This window comes from Microbispora sp. NBC_01389 (assembly GCF_045040095.1).
Classification (GTDB): Bacteria; Actinomycetota; Actinomycetes; order Streptosporangiales; family Streptosporangiaceae; genus Microbispora.
This window is the reverse complement of the sequence record NZ_CP109552.1, coordinates 923601-942947: the sequence shown is the minus strand read 5'-3', so window position 1 is coordinate 942947 and position 19347 is coordinate 923601. Positions and strand designations below refer to the sequence as shown.

15 protein-coding genes are annotated in these 19347 nt (G+C 72.4%); 6 read left to right on the top strand and 9 right to left on the bottom strand.

Annotated elements, in window-relative coordinates; all coding sequences use genetic code 11:
* Window positions 1–12: 12 nt before the first annotated feature.
* Both OG344_RS04285 and OG344_RS04280 read right to left on the bottom strand, forming a co-directional pair.
* Entirely contained in the window at window positions 13–1230 is a 1218-nt protein-coding gene (locus OG344_RS04285; RefSeq protein ID WP_405087060.1) for an acetyl-CoA C-acetyltransferase, read from the bottom strand.
* Window positions 1231–1320: 90 nt separating this feature from the next.
* Window positions 1321–2682 carry a hypothetical protein gene (locus tag OG344_RS04280; RefSeq protein WP_405087059.1) on the bottom strand — a complete coding sequence of 454 codons (1362 nt, stop codon included), beginning with the start codon at window positions 2680–2682 and terminating at the stop codon, window positions 1321–1323.
* A gap of 584 nt (window positions 2683–3266) precedes the next feature.
* Here OG344_RS04280 and OG344_RS04275 point away from each other — a divergent pair.
* Window positions 3267–4637: a cystathionine beta-synthase gene (locus OG344_RS04275; RefSeq protein ID WP_405089042.1), complete on the top strand. Its 1371-nt coding sequence runs from the start codon at window positions 3267–3269 to the stop codon at window positions 4635–4637.
* Window positions 4638–4728: 91 nt separating this feature from the next.
* The gene (locus tag OG344_RS04270) at window positions 4729–5868 is read left to right on the top strand and encodes a cystathionine gamma-synthase (RefSeq protein WP_405087058.1); all 1140 of its coding nucleotides are present in this window, start codon (window positions 4729–4731) and stop codon (window positions 5866–5868) included.
* 30 nt (window positions 5869–5898) lie between these two features.
* Here OG344_RS04270 and OG344_RS04265 read toward each other — a convergent pair whose 3' ends face one another.
* The 4 genes from OG344_RS04265 to OG344_RS04250 all read right to left on the bottom strand — a co-directional run bounded on the left by OG344_RS04265 (window position 5899) and on the right by OG344_RS04250 (window position 11436).
* Window positions 5899–7110 (bottom strand): MFS transporter, encoded by a 1212-nt coding sequence (locus OG344_RS04265; RefSeq protein ID WP_405087057.1) that lies wholly within the window; start codon window positions 7108–7110, stop codon window positions 5899–5901.
* A 70-nt stretch (window positions 7111–7180) separates the two neighbouring features.
* A complete protein-coding gene (locus OG344_RS04260; protein ID WP_150937670.1) occupies window positions 7181–7612 on the bottom strand; it encodes a hypothetical protein in 432 nt (143 codons plus the stop codon).
* Between the two features lie 396 nt (window positions 7613–8008).
* On the bottom strand, window positions 8009–9979 hold the full coding sequence (locus OG344_RS04255) for a hypothetical protein (protein WP_405087056.1): 1971 nt from the start codon (window positions 9977–9979) through the stop codon (window positions 8009–8011).
* Window positions 9976–11436 (bottom strand): sigma 54-interacting transcriptional regulator, encoded by a 1461-nt coding sequence (locus OG344_RS04250; protein WP_405087055.1) that lies wholly within the window; start codon window positions 11434–11436, stop codon window positions 9976–9978. The genes OG344_RS04255 and OG344_RS04250 overlap by 4 nt, the downstream gene beginning before the upstream one ends.
* 150 nt (window positions 11437–11586) lie before the next feature.
* Between OG344_RS04250 and OG344_RS04245 the strand changes: the two genes are divergently transcribed.
* The 3 genes from OG344_RS04245 to ilvA all read left to right on the top strand — a co-directional run bounded on the left by OG344_RS04245 (window position 11587) and on the right by ilvA (window position 15342).
* Window positions 11587–12774, top strand: coding sequence for an FIST N-terminal domain-containing protein (locus tag OG344_RS04245; RefSeq protein ID WP_327047936.1), 1188 nt, complete (start codon window positions 11587–11589; stop codon window positions 12772–12774).
* Window positions 12771–13886 carry an ROK family protein gene (locus OG344_RS04240; protein WP_405087054.1) on the top strand — a complete coding sequence of 372 codons (1116 nt, stop codon included), beginning with the start codon at window positions 12771–12773 and terminating at the stop codon, window positions 13884–13886. The genes OG344_RS04245 and OG344_RS04240 overlap by 4 nt, the downstream gene beginning before the upstream one ends.
* 193 nt (window positions 13887–14079) lie before the next feature.
* Window positions 14080–15342 carry a threonine ammonia-lyase gene (gene ilvA, locus OG344_RS04235; RefSeq protein ID WP_405087053.1) on the top strand — a complete coding sequence of 421 codons (1263 nt, stop codon included), beginning with the start codon at window positions 14080–14082 and terminating at the stop codon, window positions 15340–15342.
* A gap of 9 nt (window positions 15343–15351) precedes the next feature.
* On the opposite strand, the gene OG344_RS04230 is transcribed toward ilvA, so the two are convergent.
* The 3 genes from OG344_RS04230 to hppD form a co-directional block, all read right to left on the bottom strand.
* Entirely contained in the window at window positions 15352–16845 is a 1494-nt protein-coding gene (locus OG344_RS04230; protein ID WP_405087052.1) for a M1 family metallopeptidase, read from the bottom strand.
* A 76-nt stretch (window positions 16846–16921) separates the two neighbouring features.
* Window positions 16922–17458, bottom strand: a complete 537-nt coding sequence (locus OG344_RS04225; protein WP_405087051.1) for an RDD family protein — start codon at window positions 17456–17458, stop codon at window positions 16922–16924.
* 57 nt (window positions 17459–17515) lie between these two features.
* Complete coding sequence (hppD, locus tag OG344_RS04220; RefSeq protein WP_405087050.1) at window positions 17516–18619, bottom strand: 4-hydroxyphenylpyruvate dioxygenase; 1104 nt, start codon at window positions 18617–18619, stop codon at window positions 17516–17518.
* A gap of 96 nt (window positions 18620–18715) precedes the next feature.
* On the opposite strand from hppD, the gene OG344_RS04215 reads away from it, so the two are divergent.
* Window positions 18716–19183 carry an Lrp/AsnC family transcriptional regulator gene (locus tag OG344_RS04215; RefSeq protein ID WP_327047930.1) on the top strand — a complete coding sequence of 156 codons (468 nt, stop codon included), beginning with the start codon at window positions 18716–18718 and terminating at the stop codon, window positions 19181–19183.
* Window positions 19184–19347 lie beyond the last annotated feature (164 nt).

Sequence of the window (19347 nt, the reverse complement as noted above, 5' to 3'; positions counted from 1 at the left end):
GCGGGATCAGGCTCAGGACAGCCGCTCCAGCACCATCGCCATGCCCTGGCCGCCGCCGACGCACATGGTCTCCAGGCCGATCGACCTGTCGTGGAACCGCAGGCTGTTGACCAGCGTGGAGGTGATGCGGGCGCCGGTCATGCCGAACGGGTGGCCCACCGCGATGGCCCCGCCGTTCACGTTGAGCCGGTCGACGTCGATGCCGAGTTCGCGGTAGGAGGGGATCACCTGGGCGGCGAACGCCTCGTTGATCTCGACCAGGTCGACGTCATCGATGGACATGCCGGCCCGGGTGAGTGCCTGGCGCGACGCCTCGACCGGGCCGAGGCCCATGATCTCGGGGGACAGGCCCGTGACGCCGGTCGACACGATCCGGGCGAGCGGCGTGATGCCCAGCTGGGCCGCCTTCACGTCGCTCATGACGATCACCGCGGCGGCGCCGTCGTTCAGCGGGCAGCAGTTGCCGGCCGTCACCGTGCCGTCCGGCCGGAAGACCGGCTTGAGCCGCGCGACCGCCTCGTACGTCGTGCCGGCCCTGGGGCCGTCGTCCCTCCTCACCACGGTGCCGTCGGGCAGCGTGACCGGGGTGATGTCGGTGTCCCAGAAGCCGTTGGCGACGGCCTTCTCCGCGAGGTTCTGCGAGCGCACGCCGAACTCGTCCTGCTCGCGCCGCGAGACGCCCTTCAGGGCGGCCACGTTCTCGGCGGTCTGTCCCATGGCGATGTAGACGTCGGGCAGCGCGCCGTCCTCGCGTGGGTCGTGCCACACCGGGCCCCCGCCCTTCGCGGTCTCCTCCGTCCGGGCCTTGGCATCCCCGAAGAGCGGGTTCTGCGCGTCGGGCAGGTCCGAGCTGCCGTTCCCGAAGCGGGAGACGGTCTCGACGCCCGCCGAGACGAACACGTCGCCCTCGCCCGCCCGGATGGCGTGGAACGCCATCCGGGTCGTCTGGAGAGAGGAGGAGCAGTAGCGGGTCACGGTCGTGCCGGGCACGTTGTCCAGGCCGAGCAGCACCGACACGACCCGGCCCAGGTTGTGGCCCTGCTCGCCGCCCGGGAGGCCGCAGCCCAGCATGAGGTCGTCGATGTCGGCCGGGTCGAGCTGCGGCACCTTCGCCAGCGCGGCGCGGACCATCTGCACGGTCAGGTCGTCGGGACGGATGTCCTTGAGTGACCCCTTGAAGGCGCGGCCGATCGGCGACCGCGCGGTCGCCACGATGACTGCCTCGGGCATGTGACTCTCCTGCCTGAACTCGTGCCCCTCCACCTCGCGGGGCCTCCCTCCCGGAGGTTACCCCCCGGTACGGCGCCCGCCACGCCCTGCCTACCCGTACATGCCGGGGGCGGTGGCGGTGTGGTCGTTGACGGCGTGCAGGCCGCCCTTCTCGTCACGCCAGAGGCGCCAGCCGTTCTGGCTGCCGGTGAACCAGGAGGGCGGCGCGGCGGAGGAGCTCTTGCGCTTGCCCGTGGCGAGGTCGAACTCGCACAACGCCGCGATCGAGTAGAACCCGGGGATCACGCCGCGCAGCGACAGCGGCTTGGGGTCGGTGACGCAGAACGACCACCCGCTCGCGCCGCTCACGGGGGTCGGCTCTCCGGTGCCGAGGTCGAAGACCGAGCCGGGGGCGTCGCGCTTGAGGAAGCCGAGCCGGTCCATGTCGCGCGGGAAGGCCAGCCACCAGCCCGACCCCGGCACCTGGGCGGGGGTGATCTGCCCCAGGACCCGCCCGCTCTCGGCGTCGAGCCGGGCGAACCCGCCATACTGGCCCTGCTCGTCCACCGGCCGGACGATCGGCGCGTACGCGGGGTTGCCGCTGGGGTAGACGCGGACGACGGACGGCCGCATCCAGTCGACGGCCCCGTCCGTGAGACGCGCCGAGAACAGGCCGAACGCCGAGGTCCGCTTGGTCTGGGGGCTGGTGTACGGCGCGACGTAACCGACAATCTTGTCGCCGGTCGCGCCGAAGGCCCAGCCTCCGCTCAGGTCGACGCCGGGGCCGAGGGCGTCCTCGATCGGCAACTGCCAGACGGCCTTGCCGTCCTTCAGCGTGCGCGCCTCCAGCACCGGATGCGAGGCCATCCTGAGCAGCACGACCCTGGCCGGGTCGGACCACTCGACCTCGGCGATGCCGGGCAGGCGCCACATCACCGCGCCGTCGCGGGGGTTCAGCACCACGACGCGGGCGGTGGCGAGCTCGGTGTCCTCCGAGACGCAGACGTACGGCCCGCAGCGCTGCGGGCCGAAGGTGGACCGCATCGGCCGGGTCCACTTCTGCTGCCCGGTGCGCCCGTCCCGGGCGACGAGGGTGACGTTCTTCCCGCCGGCGGGGTCGAGCGCGACCACCACGGACTGGCCGACGCCGGTCTCGACGGTGGCGGGGGCCTGCACCCCCATCCCCGGCAGGCGTCCGGCCATCGTCGCCGGATGCGTCCACAGGCGGCGGCCGGTGGTGAGGTCGAGGGCGACGGTCTCCAGCGTGCCGTCGGGCCGCATGGAGGTGGTGGCGGCGACGCCGCCTCCCGTGGTGGCCCGGCTGACCGCGTTCACCTGCGTGTTGTGCCAGGCCGGATCGTCCTTCACGGCGTCGTCGCCGCCGGAGCAGCCGGTGAGGGCCGCCCCGGTCAGCAGAGCGCTCGCCGCGAGCGCCAGAGCGGGTCTCAGGTGGGTGGACTGGGGCCGGATCATTTCGCTCCTACAGGGGGTGACGGCCCGGCCGCAGGAGGTGACCGGCTCTGGGCGCTCGGAAGCGGCCCAGGTCTCCGGCGGAGCGGCGCCGCCCACCGTGCACGGGGGCCGACCGCCCGGCCGGCGACCCGGGTCGCGACGACCTCGGTGCCGGGCTCCTCCACGGCCATTGCGGCCAAGAGGTGTTGCGATCCTTCGACGCGTACGGGTTCCGGCTCGGGCCACAACCCCAACGCGGTGCATACAGACGGTAGCACTGCGTACGCGGCCTGTAGGTAACCTCGGGCAGATGGATGAAAACGATCAGGTCAGAACATCTCGGCCGGGTCGGCCTCGAACTCGGGTCCGAGCAGGTCGGCGAACGCGACGGTCCGCCCGCCCTCTTCGAGGACGGCGACCGTCCGGGCCGCGGCGAGCCGGCGCGACCGGCGCCGGATGAGCGCCGGCCCTCCTCACCGTCACGGTACGGTGTGGAACCTGACGGTACGGTTTGAAAGCAGGAGACAAGCCGAGGTCCGGCCACCCCTACGGACCCCGGCGTGAAGACGGCCGACAGGCCTCGGGCGGACAAGGTGGTCCTCGCGGTGCGCGTACACGACTCGCTGATCGAGCTGATGGGAAACACCCCGCTCGTCCGGTTGCGCAAGGTCACGGCGGGCGCTCCCGCCCAGGTGCTGGCCAAGGTGGAGTACTTCAACCCCGGCGGCTCGGTGAAGGACCGCATCGCGGTGCGGATGATCGAGGCGGCCGAGCGGAGCGGAGCGCTCAAGCCCGGTGGCACGATCGTCGAGCCGACCTCCGGCAACACCGGCGTGGGCCTCGCCATCGTGGCGCAGGAGAAGGGCTACCGCTGCCTGTTCGTCTGCCCGGACAAGGTCGCCCAGGACAAGGTCAACGTGCTCCGGGCGTACGGCGCGGAGGTGGTCGTCTGCCCGACCGCCGTCTCGCCGGACCATCCCGACTCCTACTACTCGGTGTCCGACCGGCTGGCCCGCGAGGTCCCGAACGCCTGGAAGCCCGACCAGTACTCCAACCCCGGGAACCCGGAGAGCCACTACCACTCCACCGGCCCGGAGATCTGGGAGCAGACCGAGGGCAGGATCACCCACTTCGTCGCGGGCATCGGCACCGGCGGGACGATCAGCGGCACGGGTAGGTACCTGAAGGAGATCTCCGGCGGCCGGGTGAAGATCATCGGCGCCGACCCGGTCGGGTCGGTCTACTCGGGCGGCACCGGCCGGCCGTACCTGGTCGAGGGCGTCGGCGAGGACATCTGGCCCGCGACGTACGACACCACGATCTGCGACGAGATCATCGCGGTCTCCGACAAGGACTCGTTCGGCATGACCCGCAGGCTCGCCCGCGAGGAGGCGCTGCTCGTCGGCGGCTCGTGCGGCATGGCGGTGGTCGCGGCGGTGCGGGTGGCCCAGGCGGCCGGCCCGGACGACGTCGTGGTCGTGCTGCTGCCGGACGGCGGCCGCGGCTACCTGTCGAAGATCTTCAACGACGAGTGGATGGCCGACTACGGCTTCCTCACCGAAACGAGCGAGGAGGGCCTGGTCGGCGACGTGCTGGGCCGCAAGTCGTCCGGGCTGCCCGAGTTCGTGCACGTCCACCCGCACGAGTCGGTCGGCACCGCGATCTCGATCATGCGGGAGTACAACGTCTCCCAGCTCCCCGTCATGAAGGAGGAACCGCCGGTCATGGCGGCGGAGGTCGTCGGCTCGATCGTCGAGCGCGACCTGCTCGACGGCCTCTACCGCGGCCGGGTGCGGGCGGAGGACGAGATCGGCACCCACATGTCCGCGCCGCTGCCGATGATCGGCTACGGTGAGCCGGTGGCCCGGGCGGTCGAGGCGCTGGAGAAGGCCGACGCCGCGGTGGTCCTCGACGACGGCAAGCCGGTGGGCATGGTCACCCGCCAGGACCTGCTGGCCTTCCTCGCCAACCACTGAGCCAACCACTGAGCCGGCCGCTCGGCCGTCTCTGAGCCGGCCGCTGACGCGCCCGCCGGGACCAGGTGGGACGGGCGGCTACGCTCGACGCATGAACCATGGTTTCGAGACGCTCGCCATTCACGCAGGCCAGGAGGCGGACCCCTACACGGGCGCCGTCGTGCCTCCCATATATGCCGTTTCCACCTACAAGCAGGACGGCGTGGGCGGCCTGCGGGCGGGATACGAGTACAGCCGGTCGGCCAACCCCACCAGGACCGCCCTGGAGGAGGCGCTGGCCGCCGTCGAGGGAGGCGTGCGCGGGCTGGCCTTCGCGTCGGGCCTGGCCGCCGAGGACACGCTGCTGCGCGCCGTCTGCAGGCCGGGCGACCACGTGGTGATCCCGAACGACGCGTACGGCGGGACCTACCGGCTGTTCGCCCGGGTGCTGGAGGAGTGGGGGGTCACCTTCGACCCGGTGCCGCTCGGAGACGTGGACGCGGTGCGCGCCGCCATGCGGCCGCGGACGCGGGCGGTCTGGGTGGAGACCCCCACGAACCCCTTGCTGAATGTCGCGGACCTCGCCGCGCTGGCGGACGTCGCGCACGACGCGGGCGCGCTGCTCGTCGTGGACAACACCTTCGCCTCGCCGTACCTGCAGCAGCCGCTCGGCCTCGGCGCGGACGTGGTGGTCCACTCGACGACCAAGTATGTCGGCGGCCACTCCGACGTGGTCGGCGGGGCGCTGGTGACCCGGTCGGCCGACCTCGGCGAGCGGCTCGCCTACCACCAGAACGCCATGGGCGCCGTGGCCGGGCCGTTCGACGCCTGGCTCACCCTGCGCGGGCTCAAGACGCTGGGCATCCGCATGGACCGGCACTGCGACAACGCCGAGCGGGTGGCCGACCTGCTGCTGTCGCACCCGAAGGTCGTCCAGGTCCTCTATCCCGGCCTGCCCGAGCACCCCGGTCACGAGGTCGCGGCCAAGCAGATGCGCCGTTTCGGCGGGATGGTCTCCTTCCGGGTCGAGGGCGGCGAGGAGGCGGCCGTCGCGGTCTGCGACCGGGCCCGCCTGTTCACGCTCGGGGAGTCTCTCGGCGGCGTCGAGTCGCTGATCGAGCACCCCGGGCGGATGACCCACGCCTCCGCCGCGGGGTCGCCGCTGGAGGTTCCCGCCGACCTGGTGCGCCTGTCGGTCGGCATCGAGAGCATCGACGACCTGCTGGCGGACCTCTCCCGGGCACTCGGCTGACGACTGTCCGGTGACCGCTCCGCGCCCTGACTAACGCCCGCTCCGCGTCAGGGTCGTACGCTCCGGCGCGGGGGCGGGAGCCACCCACCGTTCGCAGAGCAGGGCGGCGAGCGCGGCGGCGGTCAGGACGGCCCCCGCCGCGGTGACGCTGCGGACCCCCGAGTGGTCGATGAGCACACCGCCGAGCATCGAGCCGCCCGCTATGCCGATGTTGAAGGCCGAGCCGCTGCCGGCCGAGGCGATGTCGGTGCTTCCCGGGGCCACCTGCAGCGCGCGGCTCGCGATGGCCGCCGCCAGCGCGCTGAACGACATGCCCGTCACACAGAGGGCGACCACGGACACCGGGTGCAGGGCGCCGAAGAAGTAGAGGACGAGCAGCGCGCACGTGATGAGGGCCAGCGGCCCGGCCAGCGCGGTCCTCGGCCGGCTGTCGAGCAGCCGGCCGACGACGACCGCCCCCGCGACTCCGGCGATCCCGGACGCGAGGAGCAGCGGGCTCAGCGCGGCCGGGGCGAAGCCGCCGAAATCCAGCAGGAACGGCGTGATGTAGGTGTACGCGGTGAGGTAGCCGCCCACTCCCATGACGGTGGCGACGATGAGCAGCACGTAGCGGCGCGCGTCGGGGGTCGCGCCACGGCCCGGCTCGTGGCCGGTGGAGTCGGCCCCTGCCCGCCGCCCGCCGGGCATCAGCGCCGCCACGATGACGCACGTGACGAGGCCGACGGCGGCGGCGAGGGCGAACGCGGCCCGCCAGCCGAACTGCTGGCCGAGCCAGGTGCCGGCCGGGACCCCGAGGACGGGACCGAGGGCGCTGCCGATCGACATCCGGGCGATCGCGCGCCCCCGGATCCGCGGGGGGAACAGGGCCGCCGCGGCCGGAGTCGCGACCGACCAGAACAGCGCCTGGGTGGCGGCGACCAGCAGTCGCGCGCCGAGCAGCACCGGGTAGTTCGGCGCCACCGCGCTCAGCAGCATCGCCACGACGAACACGCCGAGCGTGACCGTGAGCAGCCTGCGCCGCGACACCCGCCGGGTCAGCCGGGTGAGCGGCAACGACGCCAGCACCACGACCGCGGCGTATCCGGTGACGAGCAGGCCCGTCTGGGACGGCGACCGGTGCAGGTCGGCCGCCATCACCGTGAGCAGCCCGATGGGCAGGACCTCGGCGGTGACGTAGGTGAACGCCCCGACGGAGAGGGCGATCAGCGCCCAAGTCGCCCGGCGTTGCGTCGTAAGGTGCACCCGCTCCTCTTTCTCCCGTTTTGTGCCAAAGACGTTCTATCTGGCATTCAGGGAAGAGCGGGAATCGACGTCAGGGGTTGAAGAAGACCATCAGGAAGAGGATGACGAGCCAGATCAGCGCGCTGATCCCGCCGAGCGCGGCGATCCGCCCGGTCTGCACCTTGGCGTCGTCCTCCGGCGACTCGGTGGACAGCGCCTCGATCGCCGTGCGCTGGTCCCGCTCGACGATCACCAGCAGGACGGCCGCCACCACGAACAGCGTCATCGACACCGACAGATAGGGCGCGCCGAGGGCGCTGCGGCCCAGCAGCAGGCCGAAGAGGAACACCCCGATCGTGAGCAGCCCGAACAGCCGGGTCGAGCGGTGCAGGTAGCGCAGCACGCCGAGATCCCGGGCCCTGATGTAGCGCGGCGTGACGCTCGTGACCGCCGTCAGCGGGCCGAGCGCGAAGATCGCGAATCCTATGTGCAGCCACAGCAGCAGATGGTCGAGAGGCGACATGGGCCAGAGGTTATCGCGTCGGTTCCGTACCGCACGCGTCACGGCGCGCATCGCGGCACACGCGATGCCGGGCGGGCCGGGGCCGGCTCACTTCCGGCGGCGCGGGCGGTTGTGGACCGACATCTCGTAGAGGACTCCGGTGAGGATCATGAGGACGACGAGTCCGACCGCTGCGAACATGGGAGCGCTCCTTCCACCGGCGTGTGGAACGACCAGCGCGAACACGGGGAGTGCCTGTCTATCGTCCGCCGATTGCAACCCGGTCGGCAATCGATTATCGATCCCGCCGGCGGCGGTCCCGCGGCGTGCCGCGTGCCGGTGCGGGGCCGTCCCCCGTGACGCCCTTGTCCCACCAGGGTGCCCCGTGCGGGCCCGGCGTACCCCGTCCGGCTCCGCTCAGCGGGTGCGGCGGGCGCGCAGGAAGTCGCTGACGACGTACTCGCCGAGCCGGTCCGCGCCGGCGGAGAAGACCCGGCCGCCGTTGCGCCGGGCCACCTCGTCGACGAACTCGCGCAGCCGGTCGTCGGCGGCCAGCATGAAGACGTTGATCGTCGCGCGGCGCCGGGTCATCTTGTCGACCTCGGCGAGCGTGAGCGTCAGCGTCTCCTGCGAGGGCGGCCACTCGAACCGCGGCGCGCCGTTCCGCATCAGGTGCGCCGTCGGCTCGCCGTCGGTCACCACGAGGACCACCGGCTCGAAGTCGGGGTGCCGGTCGAGGTGACGGCCCGCGATCAGCAGCGCGTGGTGCAGATTGGTGCCCTGCACCGTGTCCCATTCGAGCCCGGCGAGCTCGTCCGGCCGCAGCACCCGCGCGTAGTTCGAGAAGCCGATGATCTGCACCGCGTCCTGCGGGAACTTCGAGGCGGCCAGTGCCTGGAGCGCCAGCGCGGTCTGCTTGGCCGCCGCCCAGGTGCCGCGCAGGGCCATCGAGTACGACAGGTCGACCAGCAGGCAGACGGCCGCCGCCGAGCGCCGCTCGGTCTCCACCACCTCGAAGTCGTCCACCGACAGGGCCACCGGGGCGCCCCCGCCCCGCCGTACGCCGTTGACGACGGTCCGGACGACGTCGATCGGCTGCTCGTCGCCGAAGCGCCACTGCCGGGTCGACCCGGTCGGCTCGCCGGCCGTCCCGGCGTCGCGCTGGTCGTGGTCGCCGCGGCGGCCGGATTCCAGCGACGAGAACACGCGGCGCAGGGCGGTCTCGCCGAGTCGCCGTACGGCCTTGGGGGTGAGCTCCAGCTTGCCGCGGTTACGCCGCAGGTAGCCCTGGGCCTCCAGCTCGCGCTCGACCTGGCGCAGGGACGCCAGGTCGTCCACCGCCGAACGGCCGAGGGCCCGGCGTACGGCCTCCTCGTCGACGTCGTCGAGCCGGGCGCCGGGGTAGTCCTGCCGCAGCGCGCTCTCCAGGTCGCCGAGGTCGGCCAGCTCCTGCAGGGCGGTCACGGCGTCGCCCATCTCCGTCGGCCGCTCGCCCGACACGCGTTCGGGAGTGCCCCAGGCGAGGTCGGGGCGGCGGGCGTGGAGGGCGTCGCCGAGCCGGCTCATCTGCTCGGCCAGGCCGGCCTGCTCCAGCGTGTGGTCGATCAGCCCGGCCAGTTCCTCGCGCTGCTCGGGGGTGAGCGAGGCCAGCAGCCGCTGGGCGGCGGCGGCGCGGCGGGCCAGCTGATCGACCAGCTCGTCCAGGTTTCGCGGGTTCTCGGGAAACATGTCCCCGTATTTCCGCATGAACTGGTCGAAGTCATCCTGGGTGTGCTCGCCCCGGGCATCCCGGTCGAGCATGTCGTTGAGGTCCGACATCATCTGCCGGACCTGTTCCATCGCCGCCGGATCGGGGTTCGCCAGGGCGTCCCGCATGCCGCGGAACCGGCTGTCGAGGACCTCCCTGCGCAGCAGGTCGCGCAGTTCCTCGAACGTCCGCCGGGCGGCGGCCGACCGCCAGTCGTAGCCGGCGAGCTCCCGCACCGCGCGGGCGGTGTCGGAGGGCAGCGCGTCCAGCATCGCCTCACGGAACCGGGCGTCGTCCGCGGAATCCCCGGATTCCCCCCGGCCCTCGGACTCTCCCTGGAGCTCCGCCCGCTCCTGGCCGATCGCCTTGTCGAGCAGGGCGCGGGCCCGCTCCAGCGTCCCGTCGAGCCGGGTGCCCTCCCGCAGCTCCCGGCGGCGGCGCCGCACCTGGCGGAGCAGATCCTCCAGGCCGCGGCGGTCCGGCGCGCCGGGCAGCCCCCGGCGCAGCAGGTCGCGCAGCGCGTCGAGCGGCGTCGAGCCGGACAGGACGGCGTCGCCCATCTCGTCCAGGGCCGCGCGCACGTCGTATGGCGGAGCCAGCGGATCCGGCCCGTCGTGGTAATCCCGGTAGAAGTAGCTCACGTGCGGTACACCATGCCGCCGTCGGTCTCGTCCTTGGACAGCCTGCGCATCAGATACAGCCCCTCCAGGGCGAATTCCAGCGCCGCGGCGGCGTGACCGGGTGACTCGTCGCCCTCGCCCATGCCGAGCCTGGCCATCATCTTCGACAGCCCCTCGACGCGGCCGATGCGGCGCAGCAGCTCGGTGGCGGGCACCAGATCGCCCGACTCGACCCGCGCGCCCTCGCCGAACCGGTCCAGCAGCGGCGTGAGGTCGGCCCCGCCGAGCGTGCCGCGGAAGGTCTCCGCGGTCGCCCGTCGCAGCAGGTGGGAGAGCACGTCGACCTCCCGCCCCTCCTCGCTGACCTCGAACTCCACCTTGCCGCGCAGCGTGTGGACCACGCCGGGCAGGTCGCACACCCGCGTGACCGGCCGTTCCTCCCCGGTCAGCGCGGCGCGCCGTACGGCGGAGGCGGCGGCGGTCTCGGCCGCGGCGATCGAGAAGCGCGCCGACACGCCCGAGCGGGAGTCGACGGCGGTCGACTCGCGGACGAGGCGGGTGAACCTGGCGATCACCTCCACGAGGTGGTCGGGCAGGTCGGCGCCGAGGGCGTCGAGGTCGGCCTCCTGGCGGATCAGGACCAGCTCGTCCTCGACCGTCCGGGGATAGTGCGTGCGGATCTCCGCGCCGAAGCGGTCCTTGAGCGGCGTGATGATCCGGCCGCGGTTGGTGTAGTCCTCGGGGTTGGCGCTGGCGATCAGCAGGACGTCCAGGGGGAGGCGGAGGTTGTAGCCGCGGACCTGGATGTCGCGCTCCTCCAGCACGTTCAGCAGCGCCACCTGGATGCGCTCGGCCAGGTCGGGCAGTTCGTTGACGGAGAAGACGCCCCTGTTGGTGCGGGGGACCAGGCCGTAGTGCACCGTCTCCGGGTCGCCGAGCGTGCGGCCCTCGGCGATCTTGATGGGGTCCACGTCGCCGATCAGGTCGCCGACGGAGGTGTCCGGGGTGGCCAGCTTCTCGCCGTACCGGTCCTCGCGGTGCTTCCACGCGACCGGCAGGTCGTCGCCGTGGGCGGCGGCCAGCCGACGGCACCGGACGCAGGCGGGCGCGTACGGGTGGTCGTTGATCTCACAGCCCTTGACCATGGGCGACCACTCGTCGAGCAGGCCGGTGATGGTGCGGATCAGCCGGGTCTTGCCCTGGCCGCGCTCACCGAGGAGCACGAGGTCGTGCCCGGCGATCAGCGCCCTCTCCAGGTGCGGCAGGACGGTCTCGTCGAAGCCGACGATGCCGGGGAACCGGGACTCGCCGGAACGTAGCCTGGCCAGCAGGTTCTCCCTGATCTCGGCCTTGACCGTCCGGTGTCGATGTCCACTCTCGCGCAGTTCACGCAGAGTGCTGGGGGCAGGCGTGGGCGATTTGTGCACGGAGTCGAGCCTACGTCCCCGCCCGGTGATCCGGCAGCGGTGTCGCGTCATCCGGGCCCCTCATCCGGGCCGTGATCGGGCTGTAGGAGCGCGATTCACCGGGCGTACCGCGCGTTGACCTCCGTTCAGTGGGGAGAATCGTGGAAACGACCGGCCGCCGAGAAGCGGTCGCGCGAAAGAGAGGGCGAGACGATGGCGGTAATGACGAGCCGCTTCGCCGACGGTCTCGCCGTGGGCGCCAACCTGGAGGAGGCGGCCGAGACCGCCGTACGCCAGGCGCTGGCCGGCCTGTCGGGTCCGCCGGACCTGATCTGTTTCTTCGTCTGCGGGGACGACCCCGACGACGTGGCCCGGGCGGGGCGGCGGGCGATGTCCGTCGCCTCCGGGGCCGACGTGATCGGATGCAGCGCGACGGGCGTGATCGGCCACGGCCAGGGCGTGGAGCTCGCCCCGGCGGTCAGCGCGTGGGCCGCGTCCCTCGACGGGGCCAGGATCGACGCGTTCGCGCTGGAGACGCTGCGGACCGAGGACAAGTTCGTGGTCGTGGGGCTGCCCGAGCGGATTCCGGACGACCGGGTGGCGATCCTCCTGGCCGATCCCTACAGCTTCCCGACCGACGCCTTCGTCGAGCACTCCGACGAGGTGCTGGAGGGCCTGCCGGTCGTCGGCGGCCTGGCCAACGGACTGCAGGGCCGCGGGTCCGTCCGGCTTTTCGCCAACGGCGAGGTGCACGAGTCGGGCGCCATCGGGGTGGTCATCGGCGGTGAGGTGAACGTGAGCACGGTGGTGAGCCAGGGCTGCCGGCCGATAGGCCCGACCATGGTCGTCACCCGCGCCGAGGACAACGTGCTGCTCGAACTCGCCGGCCAGCCCGCCCTCGCCCGCCTTGAGGACATCGTCAGCGATCTCGACGAGGAGGACCGCGAACTGGTCGCCACCGGCTTACAGATCGGCGTCGCCATGGACGAGTACGCCGAGCGCCACGAGCGGGGCGACTTCCTGATCCGGGGGGTCATCGGCATCGACCCCGAGCGGGAGGCGGTCGCCATCGGCGACGTGGTCGAGATCGGCAGGACCGTGCGGTTCCAGGTCAGGGATGCCGAAGCGGCCGACGAGGACCTCTACGAGCTGCTCGACGCCCATCTGCGCGACACCGGCAGGGCCGACGGCGCGCTGCTGTTCTCCTGCAACGGCCGCGGCTCCGGGATGTTCGACTCCGCCGACCACGACGCGCTGGCCGTACGCGAGACGCTGGGGCCGATCGGGGTCGCGGGGTTCTTCGCGGCGGGGGAGGTCGGGCCGGTCGCCGGGCACAACCACGTCCACGGGTTCACCGCCTCGCTGCTCGTCTTCTCCGCCGGCCCGTCCGGCGTGGGGAAGGGCGCGTGAGCGATCTCACCCTGGCCGTCGACATCGGCGGCACGAAGTTCGCGGCCGGGCTGGTGGAGCCGGACGGGCGGGTCGTGGCCGCGCAGCGGGTAGCGACACCCCGGGGCGGCGACGCGGAGACCCTGTGGGAGACCCTGACCGGCCTGCTCGACCGGCTGGCACCGCCCCCGGGCGTCGCGGGCGTGGGGATCGGCTGCGGCGGCCCGATGACCTGGCCCGCCGGGGAGGTCTCCCCGCTCAACATGGGCGGCTGGCGCGGTTTCCCGCTGCGTGAGCGGCTCGCCGCGCGGTTCCCCGGCATACCGGTCCGCATCCACAACGACGCGATCTGTCTGGCCGTGGCCGAGCACTGGCGCGGCGCGGGACAGGGGAGCGCGGCCATGCTCGGGATGGTCGTGTCGACCGGCGTCGGCGGCGGCCTGATCCTCGGCGGCAGGATCGTCGACGGCGGGACGGGCAACGCCGGTCACGTCGGTCACGTCGTGGTCGACCCCGGGGGACCGCCGTGCGGCTGCGGCGGCAACGGCTGCCTGGAGGCGGTCGCCCGTGGCCCCGGGCTCGCCGCCTGGGCGCTCGCCCAGGGCTGGTCACCCGGCCCCACAGGTTCGCCCGGCGGCACCGGTTCGCCCGGCCCCACCGGTTCGCCCGGCCGCGCCCGACCGCCGGAGGACCCGGGCGGAGATCCGTCACAGCCGGGCAGGGCTTCGGAGCCGGGCGGGGAGCCGTCCCGGGACGGCGGGGAGCCGTCCGGGCAGGGCGGGGAGCTTTACCGGGAGGAGGGGACGGCCACCGCGCGGCGCCTGGCCGCCGACGCGGCGGCGGGCGACCCGATCGCGCTGGCCGCGATGACGCGGGCCGGGCGGGCCCTCGGGATCGCGATCGCCTCGGCCGTCAACCTCTGCGACCTCGACCTCGTGACCATCGGCGGCGGGCTCAGCCAGGCCGGCGACCTGCTCTTCGGGCCGCTGGAGGAGGCGCTGCGCGAGCACACCCGGATGGGGTTCGCCCGGCGGGTGCGGGTCGTGCCCGCCGCGCTCGGTCAGGACGCCGGCCTCGTCGGCGCCGCCGCCCTGGTGATCGCCGGCGACCGGTACTGGTCGCCCGGACCGTGACGACGCCCCCGCCCATGCCCCCACCCACACGCCCTCCGCCCCTGCCCCACCCCTGCCCCACCCCTGCCCCACCCACGCCCTCCGCCCATGCCCCCAACCACGCCACCACCCATGCCCCCACCCATGCCCTCCGCCCCCGACCGCTGTCTCCCCGGAACCTGTGATGACCCCCGGAACCTGTGATGATGGGCGCATGGCTGTCCCACAGGTGACGTACGACGACGTCGTCGCCGCGCGCGCGATGCTGTCCGAGGTGGCGGCGCTGACGCCGATGCTGCACTCGCGGGTGCTGTCGGAGACCGTCGGCGGCTCGGTCCACCTCAAGTGCGAGAACCTGCAGCGGGCCGGGTCGTTCAAGATCCGCGGCGCGTACGTGCGCATCGCGCGGCTGACCGCGGAGGAGCGGGCCCGGGGGGTGGTCGCGGCCAGCGCGGGCAACCACGCGCAGGGGGTGGCGCTCGGCTCGTCCCTGCTCGGGGCCAAGTCGACGGTCTACATGCCCGAGGGCGCGCCGCTGCCGAAGGTGGAGGCCACCCGGGCGTACGGCGCGGACGTGGTGTTCGCCGGGCACACCGTGGACGAGGCCCTCCGGGCGGCCAGGGAGCACGCGGAGCGCACCGGGGCGGTGTTCATCCACCCGTTCGACCACCCCGACGTCGTCGCCGGTCAGGGCACGGTCGGCCTGGAGATCCTGGATCAGCTTCCCGGCACGGCCACGATCGTGCTGCCGATCGGCGGCGGCGGCCTCGCGGCGGGCGTCGCGCTCGCGGTGAAGTCCCAGCGTCCGGGGATCAAGGTGGTGGGGGTGCAGGCGGAGCGGGCCGCCGCCTATCCCGACTCGCTGGCCGCGGGCCACCCTGTGATGGTCGTGCCGACGTCCACGATGGCCGACGGCATCGCGGTCGGGCAGCCGGGCGACCTGCCGTTCGAACTGATCCACTACCTCGTCGACAGCGTCGTCACCGTCTCGGAGGAGTCGCTGTCGCGGGCCCTGCTGCTCTGCCTCGAACGCTCGAAGCTGCTGGTGGAACCGGCCGGCGTGGCCGCGGTGGCCGCGCTGCTCGACCATCCCGAGGCGTTCGAGCCGCCGGTGGTCGCCGTGCTGTCCGGCGGGAACATCGACCCGCTGCTGCTGGCCCGGGTGCTGCGGCACGGCCTGGCCGCGGCCGGCCGCTATCTCGCCTTCCGCATCCGGCTGACCGACCGGCCCGGCGCGCTCGCCGTGCTGCTGGCCAGGCTGGCGGATCTCGGGGTCAACGTGCTCGACGTGGTCCACGAGCGGTTCGGCTCCCGGCTGCACCTCGACGAGGCCGAGGTCCTGCTGCACCTGGAGACCCGGGGGCCCGCGCACGGCGACGAGGTGCTCGGCGCGCTGCGGCGGCACGGCTACCGCATCGACGCGGAGTACGGCCTCCAGGTGGGCGGCGAGGGCGTCGTCGCGGCCCTTGGGCCCTGACCGGGCGGGTCAGACGACCGGCGCCGGGCGCCCCGGCCGGAAGAGCCAGGCGTCGAACAGCGGCTTGAGGTTCTTCCCCGAGACGCGCTCGGCCAGCGCGACGAACTCGGGCGTCGTGACGTTGCCGTACCGGTGCGCGGCGGTCCACTGCCTGAGCAGCGGGAAGAAACTCTGGTCGCCGATCTCCCGGCGCAGGGCGTGCAGCGTCATCGCGCCGCGCGTGTAGACCGCGGCGTTGAACAGGTCGTCGGCGCGGGCCACGCCCGGGGGATAGCTCCACATGGCGTCCGCCTCGTTCGCGTAGTAGCGGCGGAAGGTCGCGTCGGCGGTGCCCTGGCCGCTGTGCTCCGCCCAGAGCCACTCGGCGTACGTCGCGAAGCCCTCGTTCAGCCACAGGTCACGCCAGCGGCCGATGCTCAGGCTGTCGCCGAACCACTGGTGGGCCAGTTCGTGCGCGATTATGGCGGGCTCGGGCGTGAAGCCGCCGTAGATCGGCTTGGTCTGGTTCTCCAGCGCGTACCCCACCGCGTGGTCGTCGATCACCCCGCCCGTGGAGGAGAAGGGGTACGGCCCGAAGACGCTCGACCAGTAGTCCGTGATCTTGCCGGTCTGGGTGATCAGGGTGTCGAGCGAGCCGCGGAACGAGTCGGCCACGGCGGCGTAGATCGGCAGCCCCCCGCCGCTCGTGCCGGTGCGCACCTGGAACTTCCCGGTCGTCATCGTGGCGAGATAGCTCGCCATCGGGTGCTTCTCCCGCCAGACGAACGTGGTCTTGCCCCCCGTGGTGCGCGGCGTCCCCGACATCTCGCCGTTGGCGATCGCGGTCAGCCCCGCGGGCACGGTGATCTGGAAGTCGTACGTCGCCTTGTCGGCGGGGTGGTCGTTGGAGGGGAACCACGTCTTGGCGCCGTTCGGCTCGCAGGTGACGAAGGCGCCGTCCGGCGTGGCGATGAAGCCGTACTCGCCGAGGCTCGACGACCGCAGCGACCGGGGCACGCCGGAGTAGTCGACCGCCACCGCGAACATCCCGCCGTCCGCGATCCGCCGGGCCGGTGTCACCACGAGCTCGTCGTCCTGCCGGCTGAACGTGGCCGCCGCGCCGTCCACCGTCACCCGGCTCACCGTGAGCCCGTGCAGGTCGAGGTCGAACGAGGTCAGGTCCTGCGTGGCCTTCGCCCGGATCGTCGTGCTGCCCGCGAGGTTCCGCGACGCCGGATCGTAGGACAGCGTGAGGTCGTAGTGCTCGACGTCGTAGCCGCCGTTGCCGTCGCCGGGAAAGTCGGGGTCCCCGATCCCGGGAGCGCCCGTCGTGCTTCCCGTGCCGCCCGTGCTTCCCGTGCTCGCCGTGCCGCCCGTACGCGCGGGGGCCGCGACGGTGGCCGTGCCCGGCGAGGCCGAGGCGGCGGCGCTCTCGGAAGGCGCGCAGGCCGTGGCGGTCGCGACGGCGACGGCGCAGACGATCGCCGGGATGGCCGGGATGACTGGAGAACGGTTCAGCGGCATAGAGTCGTCACTCTACGCGAGGCGGCGGCGTGCTCCGTGTCGCCACGTCACGGTGTCTCCCCTGCTCACAGGGGATTCAGGCGTCCACGACGAGAGTCCTGGCGGCTTTGTCGTGCAGGGCCTGCTTCCTGGGGTCGAACAGGATCCACGCGAGGTCGACCAGCCCCAGGCAGCAGAGCGAGCCGAGCACGGTCATCACCGCCTGCCGCACCGCGACCGGCCCGAGACCGGCGGGTTCCCCGGTCTCCCGGACGACGCGCATGCCGAACAGCCGCTTTCCCACCGTCTGCCCGTTCCAGTACGACTGGAGCAGCCAGTAGTAGAGGAACCCGATCACCGCGACGACGAGGCCGTCACCGGCCGGGACCCTCGTCACCACGCCCGTCACGTCGTCGTACGCGGCCCTCCAGTCGTCCCAGGTGACCGGCGCCGTGACCAGCGAGACGATCACGCCGTCCACGATCCCGGCGAACAGCCGCCGCCACCGCCCGGCGAGCCGCGGCGCCGTCTGCCCGAAGGGAGGGGGCGTCCAGGGACGCCTTGGTCCCCCGTACGGGGATCGCCCGTACGGGGATTCCTCGTACGGGCTTCCCGGAGGCGGCGGCGTTCCCATGGCTGAATGGTCACCCCGCCGCCCTTGGGGCAAAGCCCGGCACGCGCAAAGTGTGCGTTAGAGGGTGCCCCGGCGCTCCTGCTCGCGCTCGATGGCCTCGAAGAGGGCCTTGAAGTTGCCCTTGCCGAAGCCGAGGGAGCCGTGCCGCTCGATGAGCTCGTAGAACACGGTCGGGCGGTCCAGGACGGGCTTGGTGAAGATCTGCAGCAGGTAGCCGTCCTCGTCGCGGTCCACCAGGATGCGGCGCTTCTTCAGCTCCTCGACCGGCACGCGGACCTCGCCGATGCGCGAGCGCAGCTCCGGGTCGTCGTAGTAGGAGTCGGGCGTGTCGAGGAACTCGACGCCCGCCTGCCGCATCGCGTCCACCGTCGCGACGATGTCGTTGGTGGCCAGCGCGACGTGCTGCACGCCCGGGCCGCCGTAGAACTCCAGGAACTCCTCGATCTGCGACTTCTTCTTGCCCTCGGCCGGCTCGTTCAGGGGGAACTTGACCTTGCGGGTGCCGTCCGCGACGACCTTGGACATCAGCGCCGAGTACTCGGTCGCGATGTCGTCGCCGACGAACTCCGCCATCTTGGTGAAGCCCATGACCTTCTCGTAGAACCCGACCCACTCCTCCATGTGCTCGACGTTGCCGACGCAGTGGTCGACCGCCTGGAAGAACCGCCCGTTCTTCACCGCGGGAGGCGCGGCGATGGGCTCGGCCGCCACGTATCCGGGCAGGTAGGGGCCGGTGTAGTTGGCCCGGTCGACGAGCGTGTGCCGGGTCTCGCCGTACGTCGCGATCGCCGCGACCACGACCTTGCCGTGCTCGTCCTCCACGACGTGGGGCTCCTCCAGCCCCCGGGCGCCCTGCCCCAGCGCGTACCGGTAGGCCGCCTCCACGTCGGGCACGTCCAGCGCGAGGTCGATCACGCCGTCGCCGTGGTCGGCCACGTGCCGCGCGAGCGGCGTGCCCGCCCGTACGGCCCCGCGCAGCTCGAAGCGCGCCGAACCCGAGACGAGGACGTACGCCACCTCGTCGCGGCTGCCGGTCTCCGGCCCCCGGTAGGCCACCAGGCGCATCCCGAAGGCGGTCGAGTAGTAGTGGGCGGCCTGCTTCGCGTTGCCGACCGCGAAGACCACCGCGTCCATGCCGTGAACCGGAAAGACATCGTTCATGCGACAACTGTCGGTTGGCGTAGCCAATTTGTGCAACAGTGAGTTGATTCGGTGGACAATTTGCTCAGTCTCTGTGCTTGTGAAGGGGATATCGTCATGACGATTGACCACCTCGACGCCCGGCTCGTCGCCCTGCTGGCCGCCGAGCCCAGGATCGGCGTACTGGAGTGCTCCCGCAGGCTCGACGTCGCCCGGGGGACGGTGCAGGCCCGGCTCGACCGGATGGCCGCGAAGGGGGTCATCACCGGCTACGGCCCGGACATCGATCCGGCCGCGCTCGGCTTCGACGTGACCGCGTTCGTGACGTTGCACATCAGGCAGGTCGCGGGGCACGTGCCGGTGGCCGACCAGCTCGCGGTCGTCCCCGAGGTGCTGGAGGTCCACACGATCACCGGCGGGGGAGACATGCTCTGCCGGGTGGTCGCCCGGAGCAACGCCGACCTCCAGCGCGTCATCGACCTGATCGTGGACGTGCAGGGGGTCGTACGGACCGAATCGGTGATCGCGCTCGACACGCCGGTGCCGTACCGGACCCTTCCCCTCGTAAGGGCGGCGGGCGGCTGATTGGGGCACGGGGGTCATGTTGGCGCGGTTTATCCACAGGTGCTTGTCCGCGGGGCATCTTTTCCACAGAGGTGACGGGGAGTGCGGAACCATCGTGGGTCATCGTTTACCGTGGTTGCATTCGCCCAGCTCACGGGGCCACAAGCGGGCGTATCGGGGGTATC